The sequence below is a fragment of the Flavobacterium aureirubrum genome (genome assembly GCF_038739835.1).
Classification (GTDB): domain Bacteria; phylum Bacteroidota; class Bacteroidia; order Flavobacteriales; family Flavobacteriaceae; genus Flavobacterium; species Flavobacterium aureirubrum.
In genome coordinates this window covers 56,307-81,500 of the sequence record NZ_JBCGDO010000007.1, presented here as the reverse complement: position 1 = coordinate 81,500, position 25,194 = coordinate 56,307, and the positions used below count along the sequence as shown (strand labels likewise).

Here is a 25,194-nt window from a genome sequence, read left to right as displayed (position 1 = left end):
AAATTGCTCGAGGTTTTTTTTAAACCTGTAGTTCTATTACACTTGGAGTTTTTGGAGTTTCGCCGTCAGGCATTATACAAAGTGAATCATAATTCGCAAATATGTTATTTACAGGCGGTTTTGAATGATAGTTTTGATAACCTACAACGTAGAATTATTATAAGAAATGCCATTTTAAGAGAGCCGTTGTGGTTTTATGAACCCGAAGAAAACAAGCCCGTTTTGTTTTATGAAGAAAGCGATAACAAGCCTGTTTATTTTCGTGAAGAAAGCGAGTTTATTGGAGATGGCGCAGATTTTTTGGTATTAGTTCCAATTGATTTAAAACCAACCAATACTCAAGAAGAAAACGCCTTATTAATTAAAATGAAGGCACAAATTGACTATTATAAACTATTCGTTAAAAACTATATAATATTATGGGTTTAGGTAATAAATTAATCGTTTCTGCTACTGGGTTTCCCGGTACAAATAAAACGTTACGCTTTATTCAAGATGCGTTTCGTGAGCCGCTTGGAGCTTTGGCACAACTTGCAGGAGAAAAAACAATAATTACTGGAGTTGTGGTAACAGGTTCTGACCCTGCTGCAATGGTAGTGTCAAACGGTTTTATTTCTTACAATGGAGAGATTATTCCTTTTGTCGGCGGTAATTATGCAGATACCGTTACCATTATTGAGCAATTTGAAAATGTAAACTATAATACAGATGCTAATGATGATAGTGTTTTAGATAGTTTGCCAGCGTATAGAACTATTTATGCAAAGTGCGGAACTGGTGGGATTGATTTATTTTACTTTGGGGAACTTCAAAGATTAAAAACTATTCAAGAGCTTTCAAATTTTGAACTTCCTGCAGGTGTAGTTATCGACCCAAATTATTTAGCCTTTACGGTTTCAATGCTTAATCATTTAAACTCTATTGAAGCAGGTGCGGAAGTAAATGTTCAAGCGGATTGGAATATGACATCTCCTACCAGTGATGCCTATATAAAAAACAAACCATTTAATGATTTAGCATTTACACATGGCTCAACAATTACATATAATAGAGCAACTGGTCCTAATATGTTCAATTTTACAGTAAATTATGCTTACATCTATCCTCCATCAGGTTATAACATTTATCATTTAGTTGGGTTTGTTCCTTCAATAGGGGAAATAAATTTTAGCGGTGATGTTAATGGAGACGACTCTTTTTGGTGTAATTATCAAGTTCAATATTCAAATGGTAGAATTGTAGTAGCTTGTAACAACTCTGAAAATAGAAGTCGCTCAATTATTAACTATTTAGCAATTTGGAAAAAATGACAAAGACAAATTATTATTTACATATCGTAGAAAGAGTTGTAGTTGCTTTTCATAGCAATGAAATTGATAAGGATGTTTTGCCAAAAGGCGAAAAATTGATAAAAGTTGAAACCGATAATCCAACGGACTATTTAGGGTTAAAAGAAGATGAGATTTTTTTAGACCCTTTACCAAAAGTAAATCATGATGTTACCGATAGAGAAAGTTTAGATTATCGTCGTCAAGAACTGAAAAGGTTGTTTTATGAAATTCAATTTACAAAAGGAATTTTAGAAGACGCTAAGGATTTGGAGGCTTTATATGAAACAAAGCTCCGTGATTATAACGATTTAAAAGCAATATAGAATGAGTACAGTATTTGACATAGAACAAAAACAAGATAGTGCAGAAAAGCTACTTGCCGTTGCCGATAAAGAAACAAAATACATCTTGTTTGCCGATGAGTTTAACGATGTAGCTCGTAAAGCAGTTGAATCGGCCATCCATAATATTGAGTTAGATTTTTCTTGGAGCAAATTTGAAAATCAAAAGCAGTACAATGTAAACGGCATTAATCAAGTTCATTTACTGCGAATGCAATTAAAAGAAGATTGGATTTTAGAAGCAGCTGACGAAGTTTGGTTGTTAATTGACCGATACAAGCCAAAAAGAACAATTAGAACTGGTGGAATAAAACTTAAATCATCAGGATTTAAACATGCCATTTATCCTGATCCTCAAAACCCAAAAAGACCTTCTGAAATTTTGATTACTGGTAAGGACATGGTTTTAGACTTTGGTCAAGCGTTCTATTTTAAAAATGCTAATCAATTTCAGAGTTTAGCTCTTGGTTATGGCACTAAAAATAATCATGATAATAGAAGTTGGGTTTATTTAAGGTTTAGAATTAAAGTAAAAAAAGGCGATAAAACCTATTATTCCAATTCAAAAGGAGTATTAGAAATGATATTAAAGTATGATGAAAATATTGGAAGAAAAACACTAGATTATAAATTAGTCTAAAAGATTGTAAGGAGGTTAAAGACACCACCTGTTAGGGCGATAGAAATTGTAACCCGTAAGGAGGCGATAGAGTCTACCCGAGTTGCTAGAGAAATTGTAAGCATTAGGGACTGGCATAGAGACCACCTGTTTTAAACACTTTTGAAACGGCGAAAGCCACGGATAAAGTTGTTTAATAAAAAATCCACCAAATTAGTGGCAAAAGTCATTAAGGAGGTGGATTTTTAAAAAAATCAACGCTTTGGTAGGATAGCGTAAAAAAGTCCTCCGCTTTAAAAAATCTCTGACCACTTTTTAAACAAGAACCCACAGGCTACGGAGGACATAAGTCTTCTTTAGCTTGTGGGTTTTTTATGTTTAGTGGTCAGAGGCACAAATATAATCATTAATTAATCATCAATCAAAAAACGAATGAGTAAAAATTTTAGGTACAAAGAACAACATGCCGTTATCGTGAAGTGTAGTAACGAGGAGGAGCAAAAACAAATTTTTGAAAAATTAAAAGAAATGGGGTTTAAAGATTTAAAAGTAGTTAGTGTATGAAAATTGAAGTAAATCACAGTTGTAAAAACTTTGAGAGTTTTAGAGCTTAAAAAGTAAAATCGTTATTTAATACCGAAAGTGGCCACGAGTGGAAACATACGGCAGAGCTACCAATAGAAGATGACGAGTGGCAAATAGGACTTATTGTAGGTGCATCGGGTTCAGGCAAAACTTCAATAGGTAAGCAAATTTGGTCAAATGTTGCTATTCACGACCTTTATTCGGGTTGGGATAATAATTTACCCATTGTAGATAATATCGCCCCTAAAAAGTCCTTAAATGAAGTTACGGCATCTTTATCGGCTGTAGGTCTTGGAGATGTTCCGGCTTGGCTACGCCCATTTAAGGCGTTATCCAATGGAGAGCAATATAGAGCGGGATTAGCTCGGCTAATTTGCGATGCTCCCGACAAAGTGGTTATTGATGAGTTTACGAGTGTCGTTGACCGTCAAATAGCTCAAATTGGTGCATCGGCTTTCGCTAAATCGTGGAGGCGAACAAAAGGCAAACAAATCGTACTACTTTCATGTCACTATGATATTGTAGAGTGGTTGCAACCAGATTGGGTATATGATACTCGAACTGGTGAAGTAAAAAAAAAGTCCAAAAACGCCCACCTATCAAGCTCGACATTTGGAAGACAAACGGAACTTACTGGAAGTATTTTAAAGAGCATTATTATTTAGATTTGCCCCACCCTCCTGCAGCTGAATATTTTGTCGCTACGGTAAACGGAGAGCTTGTGGCTCATTTAGCCGTTTGCCCTTTATTTACTGCAAAGGCTTACCGTGCAACCCGATTAGTTGTTATGCCCGAGTGGCAGGGTGCAGGCGTTGGAACTGCTTTTTTAAATGAAGTAATGCAATATCATTTAGACGGTAACGGAAGATGTGGGCATAAATATCACACCTTTTTTCATACTTCACACCCACAATTATGCGGTTATTTGAGGCATTCTAACAAATGGCTTCAAACTAATGCAATGCTCCACGGCTCAAATAAAGTAAGGAGTAAAGATAGTATTAATAGAACTGGAAAAGGCACGATAACTGGGTGTGGTTATGGTGGCCATTTTAGAGCCGTACAGGCGTTTAAATATTTAGGAAAATGAAAAAAATAAGAGTTTTTATATCTGGACAAAAGTATTTCGGAGAGCAAGTTTTCAGCCTTTGTAATAGGCTTGATTTTGTCGAAATTGTAGGCGTATGTTCGCCATTAGATGATAAGTATGTTACAAAAATAGCTCATACTTTTGGGATTAAGCATGTACCAGCAGGAACATTAACCGCTGATACTTTCCCGGACAATGTAGATATTGGAATTACTGCCCATTCATTTGATTATATAGGAAAGAAAACAAGGTACAAGGCTAAAATTGGGTGGATTGGATACCATCCGAGTCTATTACCTCGCCATCGTGGGCGTTCATCTATTGAGTGGGCAATCCGAATGCGTGACCCAATAACTGGAGGTTCTGTATTTTGGTTAAATGACGGTATCGATAGAGGCGATATTGCTTACCAGGACTTTTGCTTTATTGATCCTAAAATGTACGCAATGGACTCAAGGAAAGCAGCACGACTATTATGGGAGCATGAATTACAATCTATGGGGCTACGTTTGATTGAAAAAGCGTTATTTGATATAAGTAACGGAATAATTATAAAAAAGCCACAGAAGAAAGAATTTAGCACCTTTGAGCCGAATACAGATGTAAAAGATGTGTATAAACCCGATTTGCTTATGATTGAGCGTTACGGTTCTCCAAGTACATAAAAAAGCCCCTTATTGGGGCTTTAAATTTCGTTTAAATGTTATTTAAAGAATGTTTATATTTGCTCAAAAAGTGGCACATTTCAATTTACAAAGTGGCACATTTCAATTTTTCGATTATAATTACCAGCAATAGTATCATTAAACATAAAAGTATCTTGCATTACTGCGCCACAATTCATTCTCCAAAAATCATTATTAATGGCATTTAGTTCTGTATTTCCAATAGTAATACTGCCAACAGTGGGTTCATAAAATTTTAATAATAATTTCATTAAGGTGGTTTTACCGCTACCACTTGCTCCAACAATTGCTGTAGTTTTGCCCTCTGGGAAAACACAACTTATTTTTTTTAAAACAAAAGGTGTCGATTTTCCTCCATACCTATAGGATAAATCTTTTAATTCAATAAACTTATTTTGCGGTAGCTCTCTATCTTTGTTTGCAGAGATTAAATCTTCATCATCACGAGTATGCACCTGTGATAATCGTTCTAAACTTATTTTTGCATCTTGCCATGTTTGAATAAAAGTTATAAAATTACTCAAAGGTAGATTTAATTGACCTACAATATATTGTGTTGAAATCATCATTCCTAAAGTTAAATTCCCTTTGACAACAGCTGTAGCAGCCAAAAAAGTAATGATAATATTTTTTAGTTCATTAATAAATGTAGCTCCAATAGATTATTGATATTGTGATAATTTCAAAGAGCTCAAAGATGTTTTAAATAAACTAATCTGTGTAAATTCCCATTTCCAACGGTTTTTTCTTTGAGAATTATTTAGTTTTATTTCTTTTACACCACTAATTATTTGTAATAAATTGGTTTGACTTTGAGATGTTTCATCAAAACGTTTGTAATCCAAGGCGGCTCGTTTTTTTAAGAAAAAGAAAGTCCAACTCACATAAAGTCCAGAACCAATAATAAATACAAAGAAAATTTGAAGATTATAATAAATCAATATACAGTTAAATACTAAAAAAGTAATCATCGAAAATATCATATTCAAAGTTGATGAAGACACAAAATTTTGAATACGGGTGTGGTCGGTAATGCGTTGTAAATGTTCTCCTGCATTTCGAGTATCAAAATATAAGACAGGGAGTTTTAGCATTTTGAACAAAAAATCAGATATCATTTTGATGTTAAAACGACTGGTTATATGAATTAAAAGCCATTCTCTAAAAATGCTTACTAAAGTTTGAGACAAAATCAAAGTTAGTTGTGATATAAGGACTAGATAAATAAAAGGAATATCTCTATTATTAACACCTACATCTACAACGGTTTGCATTAAAAAAGGCAAAATAAACTGAATAACCGTAGCTACTAATAATCCAATAAAAAGTTGTTTAATTAGTTTTTTATATGGTCTAAAATAAGGCAGTAGAAAAGAAAATCCTTTTACTTTTGTTTTGTCCTCTTCTAAATTATAAAACTGTGCATTGGGTTCTAATAATAAGACAAAGCCTGTATCGTCAGTTGTATTTGTCCATGCTTTCTTAAATTCTTCATGTGTGTAGGTAAGTAAACCTTGAGCAGGGTCAGCAACATATATTTTAGTTTTTGATGTTTTGTAAACTACCACAAAATGTTTTTGTCGCCACGGGACAATAAATGGAGTAGGAGCTTCGGCAACCAAACTCTCCATTGAAATTCTCATCCCGAGAGTTCGCATCTCGATAGCTTCTGCTGCTTCTGCAATGCCAGCCATCGTAACACCAGTAAGTGTAATGTTAGCTTTTTCTCTCAAAAATTCTCTCGAAAATTTTTTGCCATAGTGCTTGGCTATCATTCTAAGACAGGTGGGGCCGCAGTCTCTAGAATCTAATTGCTTGAAATGAGGAAATTTATTTTTTATTTCCATATAACCTGGTAAGGATATTTTTCATAAATAGCATTATCCTCATTAATTGTATAACCTTTTTCGTCATCATTTTTTCCTTCGTCTAGCAATGTCATAGCTTCTTTTTCTTTATTAATTTTCATAAAACACATGGCTTTGTAGAATTTCACATCAGAAAAATTTGGATAAATTTTAAGTGCTTTATCAAATTCTATAATTGCTTCTTCCCATTTTTGTAATTCATATTTTGAAATTCCATAATAAAATAGAGCCGTAGGATGTTCTAATCCTTGACGATTTTTTAAAATATCCTCATTATATTCTTTGAATTTTTGTTCCGCCTTTTCATATTCATTCAATTGCAAATAACACAATCCAATATAAAAATTATAGGTATGATCCATCTCATAATTATTGCCAAACTTTTTTATACAATCCTCAAAATCTAATTTTGCATCTCTATAATTTCTTGCAAAAATGCACTTAATAAATGCACGATAGGGTTGCCATCTCTTTGCGTCATATTGAACAGCTTTGTCTATAAAAGGCATACCTATTTCACATTTTCTTAATTTAAAATAAGGCATTGCTTTTTGTTGCCATAAATAAGCAATTGTACTGTCTTTTTTTAATCCTAAATCAATGTTATCTTGCCACTCTTTTGAAAACATCATATGTTGCCACGCTCCATTTTCCAAATGTTCTTTTATTATTGCTTCTTGTTTTGCTTTTTTATCTGCTAATTCCTTTGGAGTTGTTTGGCTAAAACAATTTAAAGCAACAAATAGGGATATTGTTATTATGCTTTTTATCATGATATACTGTTTAAAATTTAGTTTTGTGGTAAAGGGTTTAATTCTAAAAATTTTGAATATGTAAAATTATATGGTTGATTGCTCATATCAAAGTGCTTTGTAGTGTCAAACCATTTCTTATACATATCTTTCCATTTTATCTTTAATTCTCTATAAATTAGCAAACCATCATTTGTGAAATATTCAGTGGCTTTTTCTTCGGAATGTATTGGATTATCAATCAGTAATATATCACTATAGCATTTGTTAATATAAAATGCTATTCTACCCATAGCTTCATGTTTTTTTTTGCCTTCCCAAACATTGTTTTCTATACAAGCATCCAAACAGATGAAGCTAGTATAATAAGTATAAAGCGCATGAAAAATAACATGCAAATCCCTATTTTCAATCAAAGATCCATCGGGCATATTTATTACTTCAAGAATTGTATACTTATCTTTTTTAAAAAATCGATTTGATTCATAAATCATTATATTAAATATTACATGGCCTGTTTGATGTGCAATATCATCCACAAAAAAAACATCATCGTAGTCATCCTGATAAGCATTGAAAAAACCGATTCCTTGGGCAGATAATGTAGCAAATGAATTTCTCTGATATGTGTCAACATAAAAAATCACACATTTTGGTGAATATTTTTCAATGAGTTCATATTGAGTAGAAACGAATGTTCTTATTAGATTATATGCTATGGTTAAAAACTTAATTTGTTTTTTTGTAATGTTTTCTATTTCAACATCTAATAGATGATTTTCTGTATTGAAGTAAAACTGTTTTAATAAAGGAATGGAATATTTTAAAAGTTCAATAGAAGTATTTTCAACAATCTCTAATTCTTCCAAAACAAAATCAATTTCTATGTTTTCTTTAAATAATTTCATATTTGATTTGTCAAAAACAAAACTATCGTTTGGCTTTTTTGTTAAAAACCAACCGATATTTGGTAAATATATTCTGCCAAACTCGTCCGAAAACAAATCAAATTTTATATTTTTTTCAGAATAACCATAAATCACAGATTCTATGGATTGACTCTTTTGCAACTTGTTGTTAAAATAAGCAAACAATAATGGTTCTGAAAATATTTTATCGTTTTCAAAATCTATAAAATCAAAAATGTCTTCTTTTTTTTTATAAAGCAGTATTTTTATGTTTTGGTTTAGTTTTGCAAAACCATCGTTTAAAAAGGGTTTTGAAATATTGTATATAGGGTTATTCATAAAGAAATTTAACAATTTAATATTATTCTGATATTCTAAATAAGTCTGATTTTATTAAAATCAAATCCAATAACATCTTATCTCGTTTAATAGTAATTTTAATTTTATTGCTATTAAAAGCATCTCTCTTTAATAAACAATAATCACCATTTGATAAATTTTCACAATTAATATCGTTTATTTTCAAAACTTCATCAAATATCTTTATCCCCTTTAAATCAGCTGAAGAGTTTTTATAGATTTTTCCAATAATTACCTTACCTTCATAATAAATTAAATTAAATCCAAACGAATTGTTGTTTTCTAAAGGAGTATAAATCAACTCTTGAAAATATACTTCATTATTTTTCCAATCTAATGTGACTATATAATTCTTGAGAATTTCAAAACCTATTTTTTTTGTCACTTTTCTATTTCTAATAGAAACAAGTGTTGAATCAAGTTTTAAATTATTTCCAATTAAAATGTTTTTACATTTATACGTTTGCATTGTATCCAATTCGACTCCAAATGCACCCGGACTAAGTCCATAACTTATTATAGTCCTCAAGTCTTTGTGAATATTTTGAAAATCATTTTTTGATATTGTAAAAGATCCTCTTGAACCTGTATCTATTATTACATTATCAGCTTTGGTTTCTTCTATATAAAAAGGGATTATAGGAGTTCCTGTTTTTTCTATAGTAAATTTAATAGGTTTAAAATCTGAAGACAAATGCAGCGATTTTATATTGTTTGTAAAAATAATTTTTTTTTGAGCATAATTTATTTGCCATACCGCATTTGCCATTAAATTAGCACCAATAACTCCTTGAATATTAACACATCCAATTTCTTTAATGTAATTTAAATCTGAAACTATAGTTGTAATATTTTTAAAAACAATTTTACCTATTTTCAAATCATTAATCTTCTGTTTAGGAAGTTTCTGTATATTTCCATTACTATCAAAAACGTTTTGATAAACTTTACTTTTCTTTAATAAATTAGCAATTTGAATGTCAACTACAACTGGTGCTCCAGTATCGAATAAAAAATTATAAATATTATTTTTGATATCGACTTTTATTATTATTTGCCCTTCAACTAAATCAAAAGGTATTTCCTCTACAAAGGAATTTTGCACTATACTTCCTGTAAAAAATGTATTTTTGTTTTGTGAAAAAACACTAAAAATATTAGTGAAGATTAAAACTATTAATAATAAAGAGAAAATGTTTTTTTTATAAGTCATAATCTTTAAAAAAATACACGACTAATAATTAGTCGTGTATGTAGCAAATAAATTATTGTTCGCCCCAGCTAAATCCAGCAGAATTAGGACCGTTTTCTTCTTTATTTGATCTCCATGCTTTCCCTAACCAACCCCAAAATCCGTGGCAGTCAGACCATGTTCCGCCCTCAATATTACTCATTACCTCTTCGCTTTGTACATTGTCCGCCATTGCTTTAAAGGCATCTAAACTTAATTTTTCTTTTTTCATCATTACTGTTTTTTTTAGATGATTAATAAATATTTTTTTTACCAAAAAACATTTTACAATAATTTTAATTAACCACTGCAGTTAGTTTGCTAAAACAAATGTAAGAATGATTTGTTCAAAGTAAACTCATAACAATTAAAGTAAAGGTAAACTAAAGTGTCTTTTTTTGGTTACTAGAGTTTATTTCATACTTTAGCTAAAAATTATAAATAATGACTCTAGGAACAAAACTACGTAATTACAGAAATAAAAAAGGAATTTCATTAGAAAAGTTGGCAATAGAACTCAATATCTCCAAAGCCGCTATTGGCAAGGGGGAATCAGACAAATCGATACCAAATTCAGAAAACCTTTTAAAAATTGCCGATTGTTTTGAAACTGATGTTTATGAATTACTTAAAAATGTGGAAAATGTGAATTTTGGCAATGCAAAATTTAAAGGCAATCAATATGTGGTCAATCCAAATAACTCTACTATAAATTATTCTACTCCTCCAGAATTGATAGAAAGTATAGTGGATAACCAAAATAAGATTACTGTTTTGATGGAGTTACAAAATGAATTGCTCGTTAGTTTATTAGCAAAAAAAACATAAAAAATTCATTTTTGCTTTGTGTTTTTTTAGTTTAAATCTACAGCAAACTGCGAATCATATAAATTTTTATAATATCCTTTTTCTTTAGTAACTAAATCTTGATGCGTACCTTCTTCTACAATTTGACCTTTATCCATTACAATAATTTTATCAGAATTAACAATTGTAGCTAGTCTATGTGCAATGATAATGGAAGTTCTGCCCTTTGTGATTTTTTTTGTAGCTTTTTGAATTAATTCCTCACTATAAGTATCTATAGAAGAGGTTGCCTCATCCAAAATCAAAATACTAGGATTACTGACGTAGGCTCGCAAAAATGCAATTAACTGTCTTTGTCCGGAGGAAAGCATTACGCCACGTTCTTTAACATCATAATCATAACCACCAGGTAAGCTCTTTATGAACTTATGAACGCCAATTTTTTTAGCAGCTTCAATTACTTCTTCGCGGGTTATTTCAGCATTGTTAAGCGTTATATTATTGTGTATGGTATCTGCAAAAAGAAATACATCTTGCAGAACAATAGCTATTTGTGTTCGTAAACTTTCTAATTTAAAATCATTTATATTTTGGTTATCGACATAAATGGCTCCAGAATTTATTTCGTAAAAACGATTTAATAAATTGATAATTGTAGATTTTCCTGCACCAGTTGCACCCACAATCGCAATTGTTTCTCCTTTTTTAACATCTAGATTAATTCCTTTTAATACTTCCTCATTTTCGATATAACCAAATCTAACATTTTCAAAACGAATGTTCCCTTGGAAATGATTGGCTGTTTTCGCACCATCTAACTGGACATCCTTATCACTATCTAGAATATCAAAAACACGATTGGCTGCAATCATTCCCATTTGCATTTCGTTAAACTTATCAGCAATTTGTCTTAAGGGATTAAATAACATTCCAATAAACATGGTGTAAGAAAATAAATCGCCAAATGTGGTAAACTTGTCACCATCCAAAATATGAAATCCTCCATAAAGCACGACAGCACCAAGAGTTAATGAAGAAATAATATCAGCAATCGGGAAGAAAATAGAATTATAAAAAATAGTTTTTATCCACGCTTTATTGTGTTTCTGATTAATTTCTTTAAACTTTTCATATTCGATAGCTTCTCTATTAAAAAGTTGTACAATCTTCATTCCAGTAACACGTTCTTGAACAAAAGTATTCATATTGGCCACTTGATTTCGAACCTCTTCAAATGCGATTTGCATTTTTCGTTGAAAAATTCGTGTGATGTAAACTAAAATTGGCATCGCCAGTATTACAATCCAAGTTAATCTCCAATTCATGTAAAACATAAAAATGAGTACAACAACCATTTTTAGCATGTCACTAATTATCATGAACAATCCTTGACTAAAAATACGGGCAATTTGTTCAATATCTGATACTGAACGAGTAACAAGTTGACCAACTGGTGTATTATCGAAATATTTTGTTCTAAAACTCAACATGTGTTTGAACAATTTAATTCTAATGTCTTTTATTATATCTTGTCCCAACAAATTGGCCCAGTACACAAAAAAGAAGGATGAAAATGTTTCTAAAATAAGTACGACTCCCATAATGGTTACATAAAACAGCAACCCATATTCATCTTTAGGTTTTATATATTCATCAACAGTTTGTTTTAATAAATAGGGACGAAGTGCAGCAAAAACTGATAATGAAACCGCGAATAAAATTACACCATAATATCTGAATTTATAGGGTTTGGTATATTTTAAAATGCGTTTAAACAACCGTGTGTCAAATGCTTTTGCTTCCATTATTTCGTTATGAGGAAAGTTTCAATCTTGTTAGTGAGAGTTATTTTTCCTCTATATAAATTTTTTAATTTCTAAAAAGGGATATTCAATTTGCGTAAGATATAAACCATGCGCTGGAACTGAAAATCCGGCTTGACCTCTATCTTTACTTAAAATTATTTTTTCAAAATCTACTACTGTAATTTTTTCTGTTCCAATAGCTATCATTGTGCCTACAATAGCTCGAACCATATTCCGCAAAAACCGATCGGCAGCAATGGTAAAGATAATTTTATTTTCATCGCGCTTCCAATTGGCTTCAAAAATACTACAATTAAATGTTCTTACATCAGAATTGGTTTTAGAAAAGCATTCAAAGTCATTGTATTTGAAAAGAATTTGACACGCTTCGTTCATTTTATCTAAATGCAAGGGAATTTTATATAGCCAACTTCCTTCATTATTAAAAGCGCTTTTAAAAGTATGAATGTGGTATTCATAGGTTCTTCGGCTGGCATCAAAACGTGCATGAGCATCGTCAGCTACATTGATAATGTCAAAAATAACTATGTCTTTGGGTAAAAACGAATTAAGTTTGTTAACGAGTTGCGAGGCATTTATTTGATTATCAAAATCAAAGTGAGCATACATTTGTTTGGCATGAACTCCAGTATCTGTTCTTCCAGCGCCAACAATGTCTATCTCAGTTTTTAGTAAAATAGACAATGCTTTATTGAGTGTTTCCTGCACAGAATTGGCATCGGGTTGATATTGCCAACCGTGATAGTTTGTTCCTTTGTAGGCTAATTCTATGAAATATCTCAATGTTGACAGAAATTTATTTGGATTGCAAAATTACAAAATAGAAGAGCATGTGCAATTTCAAATTTCAATTATTAATTTACTTTTGCTTCATGACGAAAATTCTGTTGCTCTCAGATACGCATAGCCATATTGATGATACTATTATAAAATATGTTCAGCAAGCTGACGAAGTTTGGCATGCTGGCGATATTGGTGATTTGAAAGTTACCGATGCTTTGAAATCTTTAAAACCATTACGAGCCGTTTACGGTAATATAGATGATGAAAAAGCCCGAATGGAATTTCCAATGAATAATAGATTTATGTGTGAAGGCGTTGATGTTTGGATTACCCACATTGGAGGTTATCCTGGGAAATACAATCAAACTATTAGGTCAGAAATTCAAAATAATCCTCCCAAACTTTTCATTTGTGGTCATTCACATATATTGAAAGTTCAGTTTGACAAAAAACTTAATCTTCTTCACATGAATCCTGGAGCTTGTGGCATTTATGGTTTTCATCAAGTTCGAACGATGCTTCGTTTTGAAATTGATGGAGACAAAATTCAGAATTTGGAGATTGTTGAAATAGGGAAGAAGTAGGTTAGTTGGAAGTTTGGAGTTTTACATCTATCATTTTGTTTTATATATTTGAAATATGTTTTTATCAATTTTTTTTTAAACTATTAAATTGTTTAACATGAATGATTTATCAAAAAAAACGGGTCCGATTTTGCTAATTGTTTTTGGTGGTTTTTTACCTAGAATTGTTGAAGGTTTTGGCGTAACTATTGAAGGAAATTCTATTTTGGGCGACAGTTTACGAATTATTGGTATCGCCATGATTATTTTTGGATTTATACTATATATCAAATACTTAAAGAAAAAAAATAACGTTTAGGTTCCTCTATTATTAGTAATATTTTAAAATTACCATCACATTTAACTCTGTTCATTTCAAATTATTTAAAATTGTCAATATAAATGAGATGTCGATAGAATCTGAAACAAGTTCAGATTAAATAAAAATCCCAAACTTTCGCTTGGGATTTTCGCAGCACTAAAAAACTAAGTTTATAGGTTTATCGTAATCGATCGACAGATTTTACGAGATCTTCATCCTTTTTGATGGCTTTGTTGGCCAAAACCAAAAGTACGATAGAAAAAATAGGTAGGAACATCCCAACACCTTTCTCAGAAATAGCTGTTTCTCCAGATGTGTTTAGTGTTCGATACACAAATAATCCTAATAAAATTAAATTTAATATGATATTCAATCTGCCCATGACAAATTGTTGTTGTCTTTTTTTATGTGAAATGATACTCAATAGTGATAAAGTATTACTTAATCCGAAAAGAATTACATAAACAATATCCATCATGAAATAAAAGGATTTGCCATTTAGATCCTTCCATAAAGGAAAAATAAAAGGTAGAATGGCATTAATAAATAAACAGCCGAGTAAATAATAGGTTTGAATTCTGAACATGAACTAAAAATTGGTAGACAAAAATATAGTTTCTTTTTAAAAAATACTATTGCATGGTAAAATATTATTTGTATTATTGCATAACAAATCCGCAAGTACTTCAGCCTTCGGACTTTTCTGTATCATAAATTTCTACCCACATTTGTAGTATTTCCAAATTAAAATTTAAATCAAAACAATATTCATGTTTGATATTTCTGCGTTAAAAGAAATGAAGCTATCTGAGCTTCAACAAATTGCTAAATTAGCAAAGACAATAAAAGTTGCTGGTGTTAAAAAAGAGGCGTTAATTTCCCAAATTTTAGAGCAACAAAATAAAACAGCTGAATCTGAAAAACCTCAGGTGACTGATGAAAATGTTGCTGAAAGTAAAACCAAAAGAGCGCGAATTCTTCCCGAAACTAAAAAGCCGATTGAGACAACTCAAAGCGATTTATTTGACACTAATTTTCAAGCACCAGAAAAAACAGAACAAAATCCAATAATTCCAAACAAGAATCCGAAGTTTAAAAAACCTTTCGATAAAAATAAAAAAAGTTCTTCCGAAGAAATTGTTGCTGAACCCACAGAAGACAGTTTAGAAACTGCAGAGAAAAATCTATCAGAAGTCGCTGTCAATCCAAGTCAAAATCCCAATACCAATCGCGAGCCAAGACCAAAACATCAAAATAGGGCAGAGGCACAGCAAAACCGACCACAATCCAATGGTAACGGGAATGAAAAAGCGAACAATAACAATCCCAACTTTAAAGGTAAAAAGCCTAACAATTTTCGCGACTCTGATTATGAATTTGATGGAATTATAGAAAGTGAAGGTGTTCTTGAAATGATGCCCGATGGTTATGGTTTTCTCCGTTCTTCGGATTATAATTATTTAGCTTCACCCGATGATATTTATCTTTCTACATCACAAATTCGTCTATTTGGATTAAAAACTGGCGATACAGTTAAAGGTGTGGTTCGTCCACCAAAAGAAGGAGAAAAGTTTTTTCCATTGGTGAAAGTTTTAAAAATAAACGGACACGATCCACAAGTAGTTCGCGATAGAGTTTCGTTTGAACATTTAACACCAATTTTTCCAAAGGATAAATTTAATATCGCCGATAGACAAGCTAGTGTTTCAACAAGAGTGATAGATTTATTCTCTCCAATAGGAAAAGGACAACGCGGAATGATTGTAGCCCAACCAAAAACAGGTAAGACAATGTTACTGAAAGACATTGCCAATGCCATTGCTGCAAATCATCCTGAAGTTTACTTGATTGTTTTGTTGATAGACGAACGACCAGAAGAAGTGACCGATATGCAACGAAGTGTTCGTGGTGAAGTTATCGCTTCAACATTTGATAGAGAACCTTCTGAGCATGTGAAAATTGCTAATATTGTTTTGGAAAAATCAAAACGTTTAGTAGAATGCGGTCACGATGTGGTTATTCTTTTAGATTCAATCACACGTTTGGCAAGAGCTTATAATACGGTTCAACCTGCGTCTGGAAAAGTACTTTCTGGAGGAGTTGATGCCAATGCATTGCAAAAACCAAAGCGTTTTTTTGGTGCCGCTCGAAATGTAGAAAATGGTGGTTCGTTGAGTATCATCGCTACTGCATTAACCGAAACCGGTTCAAAAATGGATGAAGTAATCTTCGAAGAATTCAAAGGAACAGGAAATATGGAATTACAATTGGATAGAAAAATTGCCAACCGCAGAATTTTCCCTGCTATTGATTTGACATCTTCAAGCACAAGACGAGATGATTTATTGTTAGACGAAAAAACACTTCAAAGAATGTGGATTTTGCGCAAGTTCCTAGCCGATATGAATCCAGTAGAAGCCATGGATACTATAAATGATAAGATAAAGAAAACCAGAAATAACGATGAGTTCTTGATATCAATGAACGATTAGAAAATCAAATCCTAGCTGAAAAGTTGGGACTTTTTATTTAAGCAATGTCACTTTGTCATATTTATTTTTAGTATACTGACATTTTATTCTCTTTTGTTGCTTGGCACAAAAGTTGTCTTATGCCACATAAGTTTTAAAAATTAAACACAATTAACAAAAAATAAAATGGGAAAAATTATTGGTATCGATTTAGGTACAACCAATTCTTGTGTAGCAGTTATGGAAGGTGGAGAACCAGTTGTAATTGCTAACGCAGAAGGGAAAAGAACAACACCGTCTGTAATTGCATTTGTAGAAGGTGGCGAAATTAAAGTAGGTGATCCAGCTAAAAGACAAGCAGTGACTAACCCAACAAAAACCATAGCGTCGATTAAGCGTTTTATGGGTAACAAGTATACAGAAAGCGCAAAAGAAGCATCAACTGTAGCCTATAAAGTAGTAAAAGGAGATAATGACACACCACGTGTTGATATTGACGGAAGACTTTATACTCCGCAAGAGTTGTCAGCAATGACACTTCAAAAAATGAAAAAAACAGCAGAAGACTATTTAGGTCACACAGTTACTGAAGCTGTTATTACTGTTCCTGCATATTTTAACGATGCACAACGTCAAGCTACAAAAGAAGCGGGTGAAATTGCTGGTTTAAAAGTAATGCGTATCATCAATGAGCCAACAGCTGCGGCTTTAGCTTACGGATTAGATAAAAAAGGAATTGACCAAAAAATTGCTGTATACGACTTAGGTGGTGGAACTTTTGATATTTCTGTTCTTGAATTAGGTGACGGAGTTTTTGAAGTATTATCTACAAATGGAGATACACATTTAGGTGGCGATGATTTTGACCAAGTAATTATCGATTGGATGGCAAACGAATTCAATACTGAAGAAGGTATTGATTTACGTAAAGATCCTATGGCATTACAACGTTTGAAAGAAGCTGCAGAAAAAGCAAAAATCGAGTTGTCATCTTCTACTCAAACAGAAATCAACTTACCCTATGTTACTGCAACAGCTACAGGTCCAAAACACTTAGTTAAAACATTAACTCGTGCAAAATTTGAGCAACTTGCAGAATCTTTGGTAAAACGTTCTATGGAACCAGTTGCTAAAGCATTGAAAGATGCAGGTTTATCAACTTCAGATATTAATGAAGTAATCTTAGTTGGAGGTTCTACAAGAATTCCAGTTATTCAAGAGCAAGTGGAGAAATTTTTCGGTAAAAAACCATCGAAAGGAGTAAATCCTGATGAAGTAGTAGCTATTGGAGCTGCAATTCAAGGTGGCGTTTTATCTGGTGATGTAAAAGATGTATTGTTGTTAGATGTTACACCTTTGTCATTAGGAATTGAAACAATGGGTAATGTAATGACGAAGTTAATTGAAGCCAACACTACAATACCTACCAAAAAATCACAAGTATTCTCAACAGCTGCAGATAACCAGCCAAGTGTGGAAATCCATGTTATTCAAGGAGAGAGAACTATGGCTGCAGATAATAAAACTATAGGTCGTTTTCACTTAGATGGAATTCCACCAGCACCAAGAGGCGTTCCTCAAATCGAAGTAACTTTTGATATTGATGCCAATGGTATTATCAAAGTATCAGCAACCGATAAAGGTTCTGGAAAATCTCATGATATTCGTATCGAAGCTTCTTCGGGTTTAACAGCAGAAGAAATTGAAAGAATGAAAAAAGATGCCGAAATGAATGCTGAAAGCGATAGAATAGCTAGAGAGAAAGCAGATAAATTGAACGAAGCTGACGGTATGATTTTCCAAACAGAAAGTCAACTTAAAGAATTAGGAGATAAATTATCTGATGATCACAAAGTAGGCATTGAAGCTGCTTTGACTGAATTGAGAATGGCACACCAATCTCAAGATTTAGATGCCATTCAAAAAGGTCTTGATAACATTAATGCGGCCTGGAAAGTGGCAACAGAAGCAATGTATGCTCAAGGTGGTGCAGGTCAAGGTCAAGCTCAAGAAGCTCAACCACAAGCAGAATCAAATGGTGATAATACGCAAGATGTAGAATTTGAAGAAGTGAAGTAAATACCTTTTTCAAAATGATAGAAAACCGAGTAAGCGATTACTCGGTTTTTTCATTTTGTTTAGCAAACATCCTTTCAATCACTATAACATGCGGAAATGTAATGGCTGCTAAAAATGAAAAGAATATGGAGTCAAATATTTTATAATCTTTCAATAGTATGTATAATATAACGATACCAATTATTGAAATCATCCAATATAAAAATGCTGATTTGATGTAAACTTTAAAGTTGCTTAAAGATACAGTACCATATAAAAACTTGACTTGGTCTGCTAATGATGGAATGCTGTGCCAAAAAATAAAATAAATTGTAAATGCCCAAATTAAAGTTCCTACTTTAAAAATGATTGTAAAGACTAATAGGTATAATAATTCAATCAAAATATTTTTTTTAAAAACTATGGAATTAAAGTAATTATAAATGAACATACCTAATAGTAATACACCAATTGATTTAAGAAATAAAGAAATATCAATGTAGTTAAAATCAATTCCAGTAATATCATACACTACAGACAACACTTCTTTGTCATGAAAATTAAATAGTAAAAAAAGTATAAACAATCCATAAATGCTGTGAAATGCTATTTTAGCAATTTTATTACTATAAATATCCATTCTTTCCCAATGCTGTTCACCAAAATGATAACTACTCACAACAATAAATAGCAGTAAAGCTAACCAAGGAATAAAACTAAATAATAGAACCGCAACTAAAACAACTACGATGTAATGAATTAATGTCTTTTTATAAGTTTGTGTTTTTGCTTTATTTATGCTTTCTATTAGGAGTAAATCATTTGCTCCATGAATGATTCCAAAAGTCAATATTAATAAAAATCCTATAATTAATTGATTCTCATTCTTAAGGAAAGAGGTAAGCCATAATCCTAAAAAGCTTAGTAGTATTGAAATGTTTGATATTTTTTGCATACAATTTTAAATAATGTTTAAATATAATAATAAAATATTAAACAAAATATTTTTTTATTTGTTTAATCTTTTTTATATTTGACTAAACAAATTTAAAACTTTATATTATGTTAAACACTTTCTTATTTTCAGCACTTACGACTGCGAAGATGCTACCTACTGATTATGTAGGATTTACATTTTTTACAGGCTGTATGGCCATGATGGCTGCATCAGCTTTTTTCTTTTTGTCATTAAACCAGTTTGACAAAAAGTGGCGCACTTCAGTATTAGTATCAGGTTTGATTACTTTTGTTGCAGCTGTGCATTACTACTACATGAGAGATTATTGGGCAGCGTTCCAAGAATCTCCAACGTTTTTTAGATATGTAGATTGGATTATTACAGTTCCAATGATGTGTCTTGAATTTTACCTAATCTTAAAGGTTGCTGGTGCAAAACAAAGTTTATTATGGAAAATGATTTTCTATTCTGTAATAATGCTTGTAACAGGTTATTTAGGTGAGGCTGTTTACATGGATCAAGCTGCTTTCTGGGGCTTTGTATCTGGGGTAGCTTACTTTGCAATCGTGTATGAGATCTACTTTGGTGAAGCTGCTAAACTAGCTAAAGCTGCTGGAGAAAATGTATTGGCTGCACACAAAATTTTATGTTGGTTTGTTTTAGTTGGTTGGGCTATCTATCCGTTAGGATATATGATGGGAACTGACGGTTGGTATTCTAGTTTTATACCTAAAGGTAACATCGATGTTGCTTACAACATTGCTGATGCTATCAACAAAATCGGTTTCGGTTTAGTGATTTATTCATTAGCTGTAAAATCACAAAAAGACTAAGTTTTAGTTTTGAATGGGAAAGCCGTCATGTTTAATTGCATGGCGGCTTTTTCTTTTATAATATTTTAATCATATTAATTATTTCTTTATATTGGGCATCTATTATTTACCAAACTCTTTAATTCTATGAAGAAAATATATTTGATGTTAATTGTTAGTTTTCTATCTATAGCTAGTTTTAGTCAAAAAAAGAAAGCTCCAGCCCAGAAAGGTAATGAAACCTCGGCTTTACCAAAATTAGACAATTTTCAGGTTGAAGTTAGAAACAGTAATTTTCAAGTTGCTATAATTGAAAAAGGTAAACCAAAAGATGCAATAGTTGTCAAAACGGTAGATGCTACATTTACTCCAATAAATTGCAAGTTGACATCTTTTACCGCCAATGGTGTCAAATTGTATTTGCTGTCATGGACAGAAACAAGCATCACAAAAACAGAACTGAAAACTGAAAATAAATCAATGGTTTATTCGGTTATTTATGAAATGACCGCAAAGAAGCAAGTATTCTCAAATTATCAACTAACCAATAATATGACAGAAAAAGTTTTTCTAGACAAAAACAAGACTGCTTCTGAAACTCAAGAAAAAATAAGGAGGGAAGGTTTTGAGTTTATTTTAAATCCTGACGGTTCCATTATCCAAAAAAATAAAACACAGCAAAATATGTTGGTGTATGACAAAGATAAAATGGAGTTTAAGAAAAAATAGGAAAAGCGAGTTTTAAGCTCGCTTTTTTTTGTTGAATAGTTATAAGTTTACTCAATTACTTTTATTTCAAATGTTTTATCCCAATTTTTACCTGTAATAAACAAGGTATTTGTTTTATTGTTATACGCAATTCCATTTAAAACATCAGCTTTTGGGTTTTTGATTTTTGCTTTTAACGCAGTCAAATCTAATACTGCTTCCACAGCGCCTGATTTTGGATTGATAACAGCAATAGCATCTTTGTACCAAATGTTTCCATAGATTTTTCCATTTACCCATTCAAGTTCATTTACACTTTTTATTTTACTATCATTGGTGTAAACATTTATATAATCTAACAACTTTTGGGTTTTGGGATCCATAATCCAGATTTTTTCTGTGCCATCTGACTGATAAAGGTATTTTCCATCATTTGCCAAACCCCAACCTTCCACTTTTTTATCATAAGAGAAAGATTTAATTTTCTTCATTGTTTTTGCATCATAAATAAATCCTTCGCCATTTTGCCAAGTTAATTGGTAGAGTTTATCTTCTAAAATTGTGATTCCTTCGCCAAAATATTGTTGATTTAAATCTACTTTTTTGAAAGTTTTCCCTGTTTTGTAATCTACTTTAGCAATATATGACTTTCCATTTTGTCCAGTGCTTTCTACTAATGTATCACGATAAAATTCATAGCCTTGAGTAAATGCTTCTATATCATGAGGGTAGGAATTAACCAGTGTATAATTCAAAAGTTTTGGAACAATACCTGAGGCAACTTCTACTCTTGTTCGAAGCGAAACTGTATCACCTTCAAAATAAACAAGTGCCTTGATGTTTTGATACCCCAATTTTTTTCCAGCCAAATCAAGTGTAAATTTGTTATTGCCTTTTACTGCGCTAACTTTTAGTTTATTTGCAAAATAAATTATACTATCTATAGTTTTGTTTTTTTGATTTAACAAATTGATTTCAAACTTTTCGTTGGCCTGATACATGGGCTTCATACTGTTTTCATCAAAACTGAAAAATCCTTCTTTTTCCTTTTGACCAACACCACAACTAACCAAGTTTAAAGCTAATAAAATGGTTACTAATAGATTATAATTTTTCATGAGTTACACTAATTTTTGTACTGACAAATATATTTATATTGCTCTTAAATTCTTGTGAAAAATTAAAAAGATTGTATATTTGCATCGGCAAGTCCTACACGACCAGCTCCTGCAAAATCCTCCAGGATGGGAACATAGCAAAGGTATGTGGTTGAGCGGTGCGATGTAGGTAGCTTGCCATTTTTTTTATTCTGTACTCGTTTCAGAATCTTTTGAAAAACTACATACAGTCCGAAATTTCTCGGATTATTTTTTTTTCACCAATTCCTTTTCCATGAAATTATCTTGGCAAATAGTAAAGTTTAAATTGAAAGAAACTTTTTCTATTGCGTATGGAAATTACACCAGCAGAGAAGCGTTGATTGTACTGCTTGAAAAAAGTGGAAGTATAGGTTACGGTGAATGTACTTCGATAGATTATTACCAAATCAGTCTTTCAGATTTTACTATTATTTTAGACAAGATAAAAACTCAAATCGAAAAGCAAAATATTGTTTATCCTACTGATTTCTATATTTTTTTACTTAGTTTGAATTTACCATCATTTCTGCGTTCTTCTTTAGATTGCGCTTATTGGGATTTATTCGGAAAGCTTGAAAAAAAAAGTGTTACAGAATTAAATACGATTAATAACTCAATACTTCCCGAGTCCTCATTAACAATTAGTATCGATACAGTTGAAAATCAAATTAAAAGGATTGAAAAATCGTCTTGGTCAAAATTTAAAGTAAAATGTAATCATTTTAATGAAGCTGATATTTTAAAATTATCAGAATTAAATAAAGATATTTCAATGGACTCCAATGGCAGTTTCACAAAAGAAAACTGTTTGTTTATAGAAGACATGGAATTTATTTTAAAATTTAGTTATCTGGAACAACCGATGCAACCTGGTTACGAAAATTATCAAGTTTTGAACAAAAATAAATTTGCGAATTGGATGGCTGATGAAGATTGTCAAGATGGTGCATCTTTACATTTATTGCAAAATCATTATCGTAGCATTAATATTAAATTAGTAAAATGTGGCGGTTTGACACCCGCTTTGGGAATTATTTCAAACGGAAGAAAATTGGGCTTTAAAATAATGATAGGCTGCATGACTGAGTCTACAATTGGAATTTCGGCTAGTGCAGTTTTAGCGCCGTTGTGCGATTATGCCGATTTGGATGGTGCTAATTTAATTGCCAACGATATAGCGAAAGGAAGCACAATTATAAATGGTAAAATTATCTTAAGCGAAAATCATGGCTTGGGTATCAAAATAAACTAATTATCTTTAGCAAGATTTATATCTAATATCTAAAAATATAATATTTAAATTTTTAATGAGTAAAGTAGTATTAATTACAGGCGGTTCGTCAGGAATTGGAAAAGCCATCGGTGAATTTCTATTCCACAAAGGTTTTACTGTATATGGCACTAGTCGCCATCCAGAAAAAATAACGAATTCAGTATTTCCTTTGATTGCTTTGGATGTTCGCAATAAAGAAAGTATAAAACACGCAGTTGACAAGATTATTGCAACGTCAAGTCAAATTGATGTCGTAATCAATAATGCTGGAGTAGGAATAACAGGTCCAATTGAGGAAACGCCAACAGATGAAATGCGAAATAATTTTGAAACCAATTTTTTTGGTCCAATAGAAGTAATTAAAGCTGTTTTACCACAAATGAGAAAACAGAAATCAGGCATGATTATAAATATAACTTCGATAGCAGGCTATATGGGTTTGCCTTATCGTGGTATTTATTCGGCTTCAAAAGGTGCTTTAGAATTGGTCTCTGAAGCGATAAGCATCGAAGTTAAACCGTTTGGAATTGCTATCGTCAATATTGCACCAGGAGAATTTGCAACAGAAATTGCAGCTCATCGCTATCATGCTCCGATAATTGATGGTTCTGTTTATAAAAATGCTTATGAAAATACACTTGGAATGATGAATTCGCATATGCATAGTGGAGAAGATCCTAATGATTTTGCCAAAGAAGTTTATCAAATTATTCAGTCTAAAAATCCAAAGTTGCATTACAAAGTTGGCGCTTTTATGCAAAAATTCTCCATCGTTTTGAAAAGAATTCTACCCGATAGAGTGTATGAAAAAATGCTCATGAACCATTACAAGCTATAACATCATAAAAAATCAATATCAAAAAATCAACTTCAAATTTAAAAATTGAGAATACAAATATTGATTTTGCTATTGCAATTGAATTTTGTTTTTGGAATTGATTTTTTATATGGTAATTGTTATTGAAATTGATTTCGTAATTTTGCGCTGTTAAAAAATGTAAACACAACTTTTATATATATACAACTATGAAATTTTTTATTGACACGGCTAACTTAAATGAAATTAAAGAAGCGCAAGGGCTTGGTGTTCTTGACGGCGTAACTACGAATCCGACATTAATGGCAAAAGAAGGAATAACAGGAAAAAATAATATCCTAAAACATTATGTTGACATCTGCAATATCGTAGATGGTGATGTAAGTGCAGAAGTAATAGCAACTGATTATGACGGAATGATTAGAGAAGGTGAGGAGTTAGTAGATTTACATGAGCAAATAGTTGTAAAATTGCCAATGACAAAAGAAGGAATTAAGGCTTGTAAATATTTTTCTGATAAAGGAGTGAAAACAAATGTTACCTTAGTTTTTTCTGCAGGTCAAGCTTTGCTAGCTGCAAAAGCTGGTGCAACTTATGTTTCTCCTTTTTTAGGAAGATTAGACGATATTTCAACTGATGGTTTAGCTTTAATTCAAGAAATTCGTGATATTTATGATAATTACGATTACGAAACACAAATTTTAGCTGCTTCTGTCCGACACACGATGCACGTAGTTAATTGTGCAAAAATTGGTGCTGATGTTATGACTGGACCATTATCATCAATTTTAGGACTGTTAAAACATCCTCTTACAGATATTGGTTTGGCTCAATTTCTAGCTGACCATGCCAAAGGAAATAAGTAAATCAATAAAAGAAGTTATTT

General features: G+C 31.7%; 28 protein-coding genes and 1 other RNA gene. 17 read left to right on the top strand and 12 right to left on the bottom strand.

The features are described 5' to 3' along the window. The first annotated feature begins 81 nt into the window (after nucleotides 1-81). From WFZ85_RS07315 to WFZ85_RS07300, 4 genes are read left to right on the top strand one after another with little or no spacing between them, the layout of a single operon-like run. Nucleotides 82-429, top strand: a complete 348-nt coding sequence (locus tag WFZ85_RS07315; protein WP_342695639.1) for a hypothetical protein — start codon at nucleotides 82-84, stop codon at nucleotides 427-429. Next, entirely contained in the window at nucleotides 420-1,310 is an 891-nt protein-coding gene (locus WFZ85_RS07310) for a hypothetical protein (protein WP_342695638.1), read from the top strand. Before WFZ85_RS07315 ends, WFZ85_RS07310 begins: the two co-directional genes overlap by 10 nt. Then, on the top strand, nucleotides 1,307-1,654 hold the full coding sequence (locus tag WFZ85_RS07305) for a hypothetical protein (RefSeq protein ID WP_342695637.1): 348 nt from the start codon (nucleotides 1,307-1,309) through the stop codon (nucleotides 1,652-1,654). Before WFZ85_RS07310 ends, WFZ85_RS07305 begins: the two co-directional genes overlap by 4 nt. A 1-nt stretch (nucleotide 1,655) precedes the next feature. Beyond that, nucleotides 1,656-2,312, top strand: a complete 657-nt coding sequence (locus tag WFZ85_RS07300) for a hypothetical protein (protein ID WP_342695636.1) — start codon at nucleotides 1,656-1,658, stop codon at nucleotides 2,310-2,312. A gap of 760 nt (nucleotides 2,313-3,072) precedes the next feature. Here the strand turns inward: WFZ85_RS07300 and WFZ85_RS07295 are convergent. After that, nucleotides 3,073-3,213, bottom strand: a complete 141-nt coding sequence (locus tag WFZ85_RS07295; RefSeq protein ID WP_342695635.1) for a hypothetical protein — start codon at nucleotides 3,211-3,213, stop codon at nucleotides 3,073-3,075. A 261-nt stretch (nucleotides 3,214-3,474) separates the two neighbouring features. Between WFZ85_RS07295 and WFZ85_RS07290 the strand changes: the two genes are divergently transcribed. After that, nucleotides 3,475-3,966: a GNAT family N-acetyltransferase gene (locus tag WFZ85_RS07290; RefSeq protein WP_342695694.1), complete on the top strand. Its 492-nt coding sequence runs from the start codon at nucleotides 3,475-3,477 to the stop codon at nucleotides 3,964-3,966. Further along, complete coding sequence (locus WFZ85_RS07285) at nucleotides 3,963-4,631, top strand: formyltransferase family protein (protein WP_342695634.1); 669 nt, start codon at nucleotides 3,963-3,965, stop codon at nucleotides 4,629-4,631. The genes WFZ85_RS07290 and WFZ85_RS07285 overlap by 4 nt, the downstream gene beginning before the upstream one ends. 80 nt (nucleotides 4,632-4,711) lie before the next feature. Here WFZ85_RS07285 and WFZ85_RS07280 read toward each other — a convergent pair whose 3' ends face one another. The 6 genes from WFZ85_RS07280 to WFZ85_RS07255 are packed head-to-tail and all read right to left on the bottom strand — an operon-like array spanning nucleotide 4,712 to nucleotide 10,006. Further along, a complete protein-coding gene (locus WFZ85_RS07280; protein WP_342695633.1) occupies nucleotides 4,712-5,263 on the bottom strand; it encodes an ATP-binding cassette domain-containing protein in 552 nt (183 codons plus the stop codon). Nucleotides 5,264-5,314: 51 nt separating this feature from the next. Then, nucleotides 5,315-6,499 (bottom strand): cysteine peptidase family C39 domain-containing protein, encoded by a 1,185-nt coding sequence (locus WFZ85_RS07275; RefSeq protein WP_342695632.1) that lies wholly within the window; start codon nucleotides 6,497-6,499, stop codon nucleotides 5,315-5,317. Continuing rightward, nucleotides 6,490-7,293, bottom strand: a complete 804-nt coding sequence (locus WFZ85_RS07270) for a tetratricopeptide repeat protein (protein WP_342695631.1) — start codon at nucleotides 7,291-7,293, stop codon at nucleotides 6,490-6,492. The genes WFZ85_RS07275 and WFZ85_RS07270 overlap by 10 nt, the downstream gene beginning before the upstream one ends. Before the next feature lie 17 nt (nucleotides 7,294-7,310). Next, entirely contained in the window at nucleotides 7,311-8,519 is a 1,209-nt protein-coding gene (locus tag WFZ85_RS07265) for a hypothetical protein (protein ID WP_342695630.1), read from the bottom strand. 22 nt (nucleotides 8,520-8,541) lie between these two features. Continuing rightward, nucleotides 8,542-9,753, bottom strand: coding sequence for an aspartyl protease family protein (locus tag WFZ85_RS07260; protein ID WP_342695629.1), 1,212 nt, complete (start codon nucleotides 9,751-9,753; stop codon nucleotides 8,542-8,544). 52 nt (nucleotides 9,754-9,805) lie between these two features. Next, a complete protein-coding gene (locus tag WFZ85_RS07255) occupies nucleotides 9,806-10,006 on the bottom strand; it encodes a hypothetical protein (protein WP_342695628.1) in 201 nt (66 codons plus the stop codon). A 209-nt stretch (nucleotides 10,007-10,215) separates the two neighbouring features. Between WFZ85_RS07255 and WFZ85_RS07250 the strand changes: the two genes are divergently transcribed. Next, nucleotides 10,216-10,599 (top strand): helix-turn-helix domain-containing protein, encoded by a 384-nt coding sequence (locus WFZ85_RS07250; protein ID WP_342695627.1) that lies wholly within the window; start codon nucleotides 10,216-10,218, stop codon nucleotides 10,597-10,599. Nucleotides 10,600-10,625: 26 nt separating this feature from the next. Here the strand turns inward: WFZ85_RS07250 and WFZ85_RS07245 are convergent, their stop codons facing one another. Further along, a complete protein-coding gene (locus WFZ85_RS07245) occupies nucleotides 10,626-12,383 on the bottom strand; it encodes an ABC transporter ATP-binding protein (RefSeq protein ID WP_342695626.1) in 1,758 nt (585 codons plus the stop codon). A gap of 51 nt (nucleotides 12,384-12,434) precedes the next feature. After that, a complete protein-coding gene (truA, locus tag WFZ85_RS07240) occupies nucleotides 12,435-13,187 on the bottom strand; it encodes a tRNA pseudouridine(38-40) synthase TruA (protein WP_342695625.1) in 753 nt (250 codons plus the stop codon). 89 nt (nucleotides 13,188-13,276) lie between these two features. Here truA and WFZ85_RS07235 point away from each other — a divergent pair, with 89 nt between their 5' ends. Together WFZ85_RS07235 and WFZ85_RS07230 are read left to right on the top strand one after the other, a co-directional pair. Beyond that, complete coding sequence (locus WFZ85_RS07235) at nucleotides 13,277-13,771, top strand: metallophosphoesterase family protein (RefSeq protein ID WP_342695624.1); 495 nt, start codon at nucleotides 13,277-13,279, stop codon at nucleotides 13,769-13,771. Nucleotides 13,772-13,868: 97 nt separating this feature from the next. Continuing rightward, nucleotides 13,869-14,069 (top strand): hypothetical protein, encoded by a 201-nt coding sequence (locus WFZ85_RS07230; protein ID WP_342695623.1) that lies wholly within the window; start codon nucleotides 13,869-13,871, stop codon nucleotides 14,067-14,069. Nucleotides 14,070-14,250: 181 nt separating this feature from the next. Here WFZ85_RS07230 and WFZ85_RS07225 read toward each other — a convergent pair whose 3' ends face one another. Further along, the gene (locus tag WFZ85_RS07225) at nucleotides 14,251-14,658 is read right to left on the bottom strand and encodes a DUF4293 family protein (RefSeq protein WP_342695622.1); all 408 of its coding nucleotides are present in this window, start codon (nucleotides 14,656-14,658) and stop codon (nucleotides 14,251-14,253) included. A 184-nt stretch (nucleotides 14,659-14,842) separates the two neighbouring features. Here WFZ85_RS07225 and rho point away from each other — a divergent pair, with 184 nt between their 5' ends. Beyond that, on the top strand, nucleotides 14,843-16,564 hold the full coding sequence (gene rho / locus WFZ85_RS07220) for a transcription termination factor Rho (RefSeq protein ID WP_342695621.1): 1,722 nt from the start codon (nucleotides 14,843-14,845) through the stop codon (nucleotides 16,562-16,564). Nucleotides 16,565-16,729: 165 nt separating this feature from the next. Next, the gene (gene dnaK / locus WFZ85_RS07215; protein ID WP_342695620.1) at nucleotides 16,730-18,622 is read left to right on the top strand and encodes a molecular chaperone DnaK; all 1,893 of its coding nucleotides are present in this window, start codon (nucleotides 16,730-16,732) and stop codon (nucleotides 18,620-18,622) included. Nucleotides 18,623-18,659: 37 nt separating this feature from the next. Here dnaK and WFZ85_RS07210 read toward each other — a convergent pair whose 3' ends face one another. Next, a complete protein-coding gene (locus WFZ85_RS07210) occupies nucleotides 18,660-19,556 on the bottom strand; it encodes a Brp/Blh family beta-carotene 15,15'-dioxygenase (RefSeq protein WP_342695619.1) in 897 nt (298 codons plus the stop codon). A gap of 107 nt (nucleotides 19,557-19,663) precedes the next feature. On the opposite strand from WFZ85_RS07210, the gene WFZ85_RS07205 reads away from it, so the two are divergent. Then, nucleotides 19,664-20,392 (top strand): bacteriorhodopsin-like, encoded by a 729-nt coding sequence (locus WFZ85_RS07205; protein ID WP_342695618.1) that lies wholly within the window; start codon nucleotides 19,664-19,666, stop codon nucleotides 20,390-20,392. Between the two features lie 126 nt (nucleotides 20,393-20,518). Beyond that, on the top strand, nucleotides 20,519-21,100 hold the full coding sequence (locus tag WFZ85_RS07200; protein ID WP_342695617.1) for a hypothetical protein: 582 nt from the start codon (nucleotides 20,519-20,521) through the stop codon (nucleotides 21,098-21,100). A gap of 47 nt (nucleotides 21,101-21,147) precedes the next feature. Here WFZ85_RS07200 and WFZ85_RS07195 read toward each other — a convergent pair whose 3' ends face one another. After that, nucleotides 21,148-22,197 (bottom strand): glutaminyl-peptide cyclotransferase, encoded by a 1,050-nt coding sequence (locus WFZ85_RS07195; protein ID WP_342695616.1) that lies wholly within the window; start codon nucleotides 22,195-22,197, stop codon nucleotides 21,148-21,150. 85 nt (nucleotides 22,198-22,282) lie between these two features. On the opposite strand from WFZ85_RS07195, the gene ffs reads away from it, so the two are divergent. The 4 genes from ffs (at nucleotide 22,283) to fsa (ending at nucleotide 25,174) form a co-directional block, all read left to right on the top strand. Beyond that, an RNA gene (gene ffs / locus WFZ85_RS07190) (signal recognition particle sRNA small type) lies at nucleotides 22,283-22,380 on the top strand. A 91-nt stretch (nucleotides 22,381-22,471) separates the two neighbouring features. After that, nucleotides 22,472-23,470: an enolase C-terminal domain-like protein gene (locus WFZ85_RS07185; protein ID WP_342695615.1), complete on the top strand. Its 999-nt coding sequence runs from the start codon at nucleotides 22,472-22,474 to the stop codon at nucleotides 23,468-23,470. Between the two features lie 55 nt (nucleotides 23,471-23,525). Next, nucleotides 23,526-24,329 carry an SDR family oxidoreductase gene (locus WFZ85_RS07180; RefSeq protein WP_342695614.1) on the top strand — a complete coding sequence of 268 codons (804 nt, stop codon included), beginning with the start codon at nucleotides 23,526-23,528 and terminating at the stop codon, nucleotides 24,327-24,329. Nucleotides 24,330-24,517: 188 nt separating this feature from the next. Then, nucleotides 24,518-25,174 carry a fructose-6-phosphate aldolase gene (fsa, locus tag WFZ85_RS07175; protein WP_342695613.1) on the top strand — a complete coding sequence of 219 codons (657 nt, stop codon included), beginning with the start codon at nucleotides 24,518-24,520 and terminating at the stop codon, nucleotides 25,172-25,174. Nucleotides 25,175-25,194: the final 20 nt, after the last annotated feature.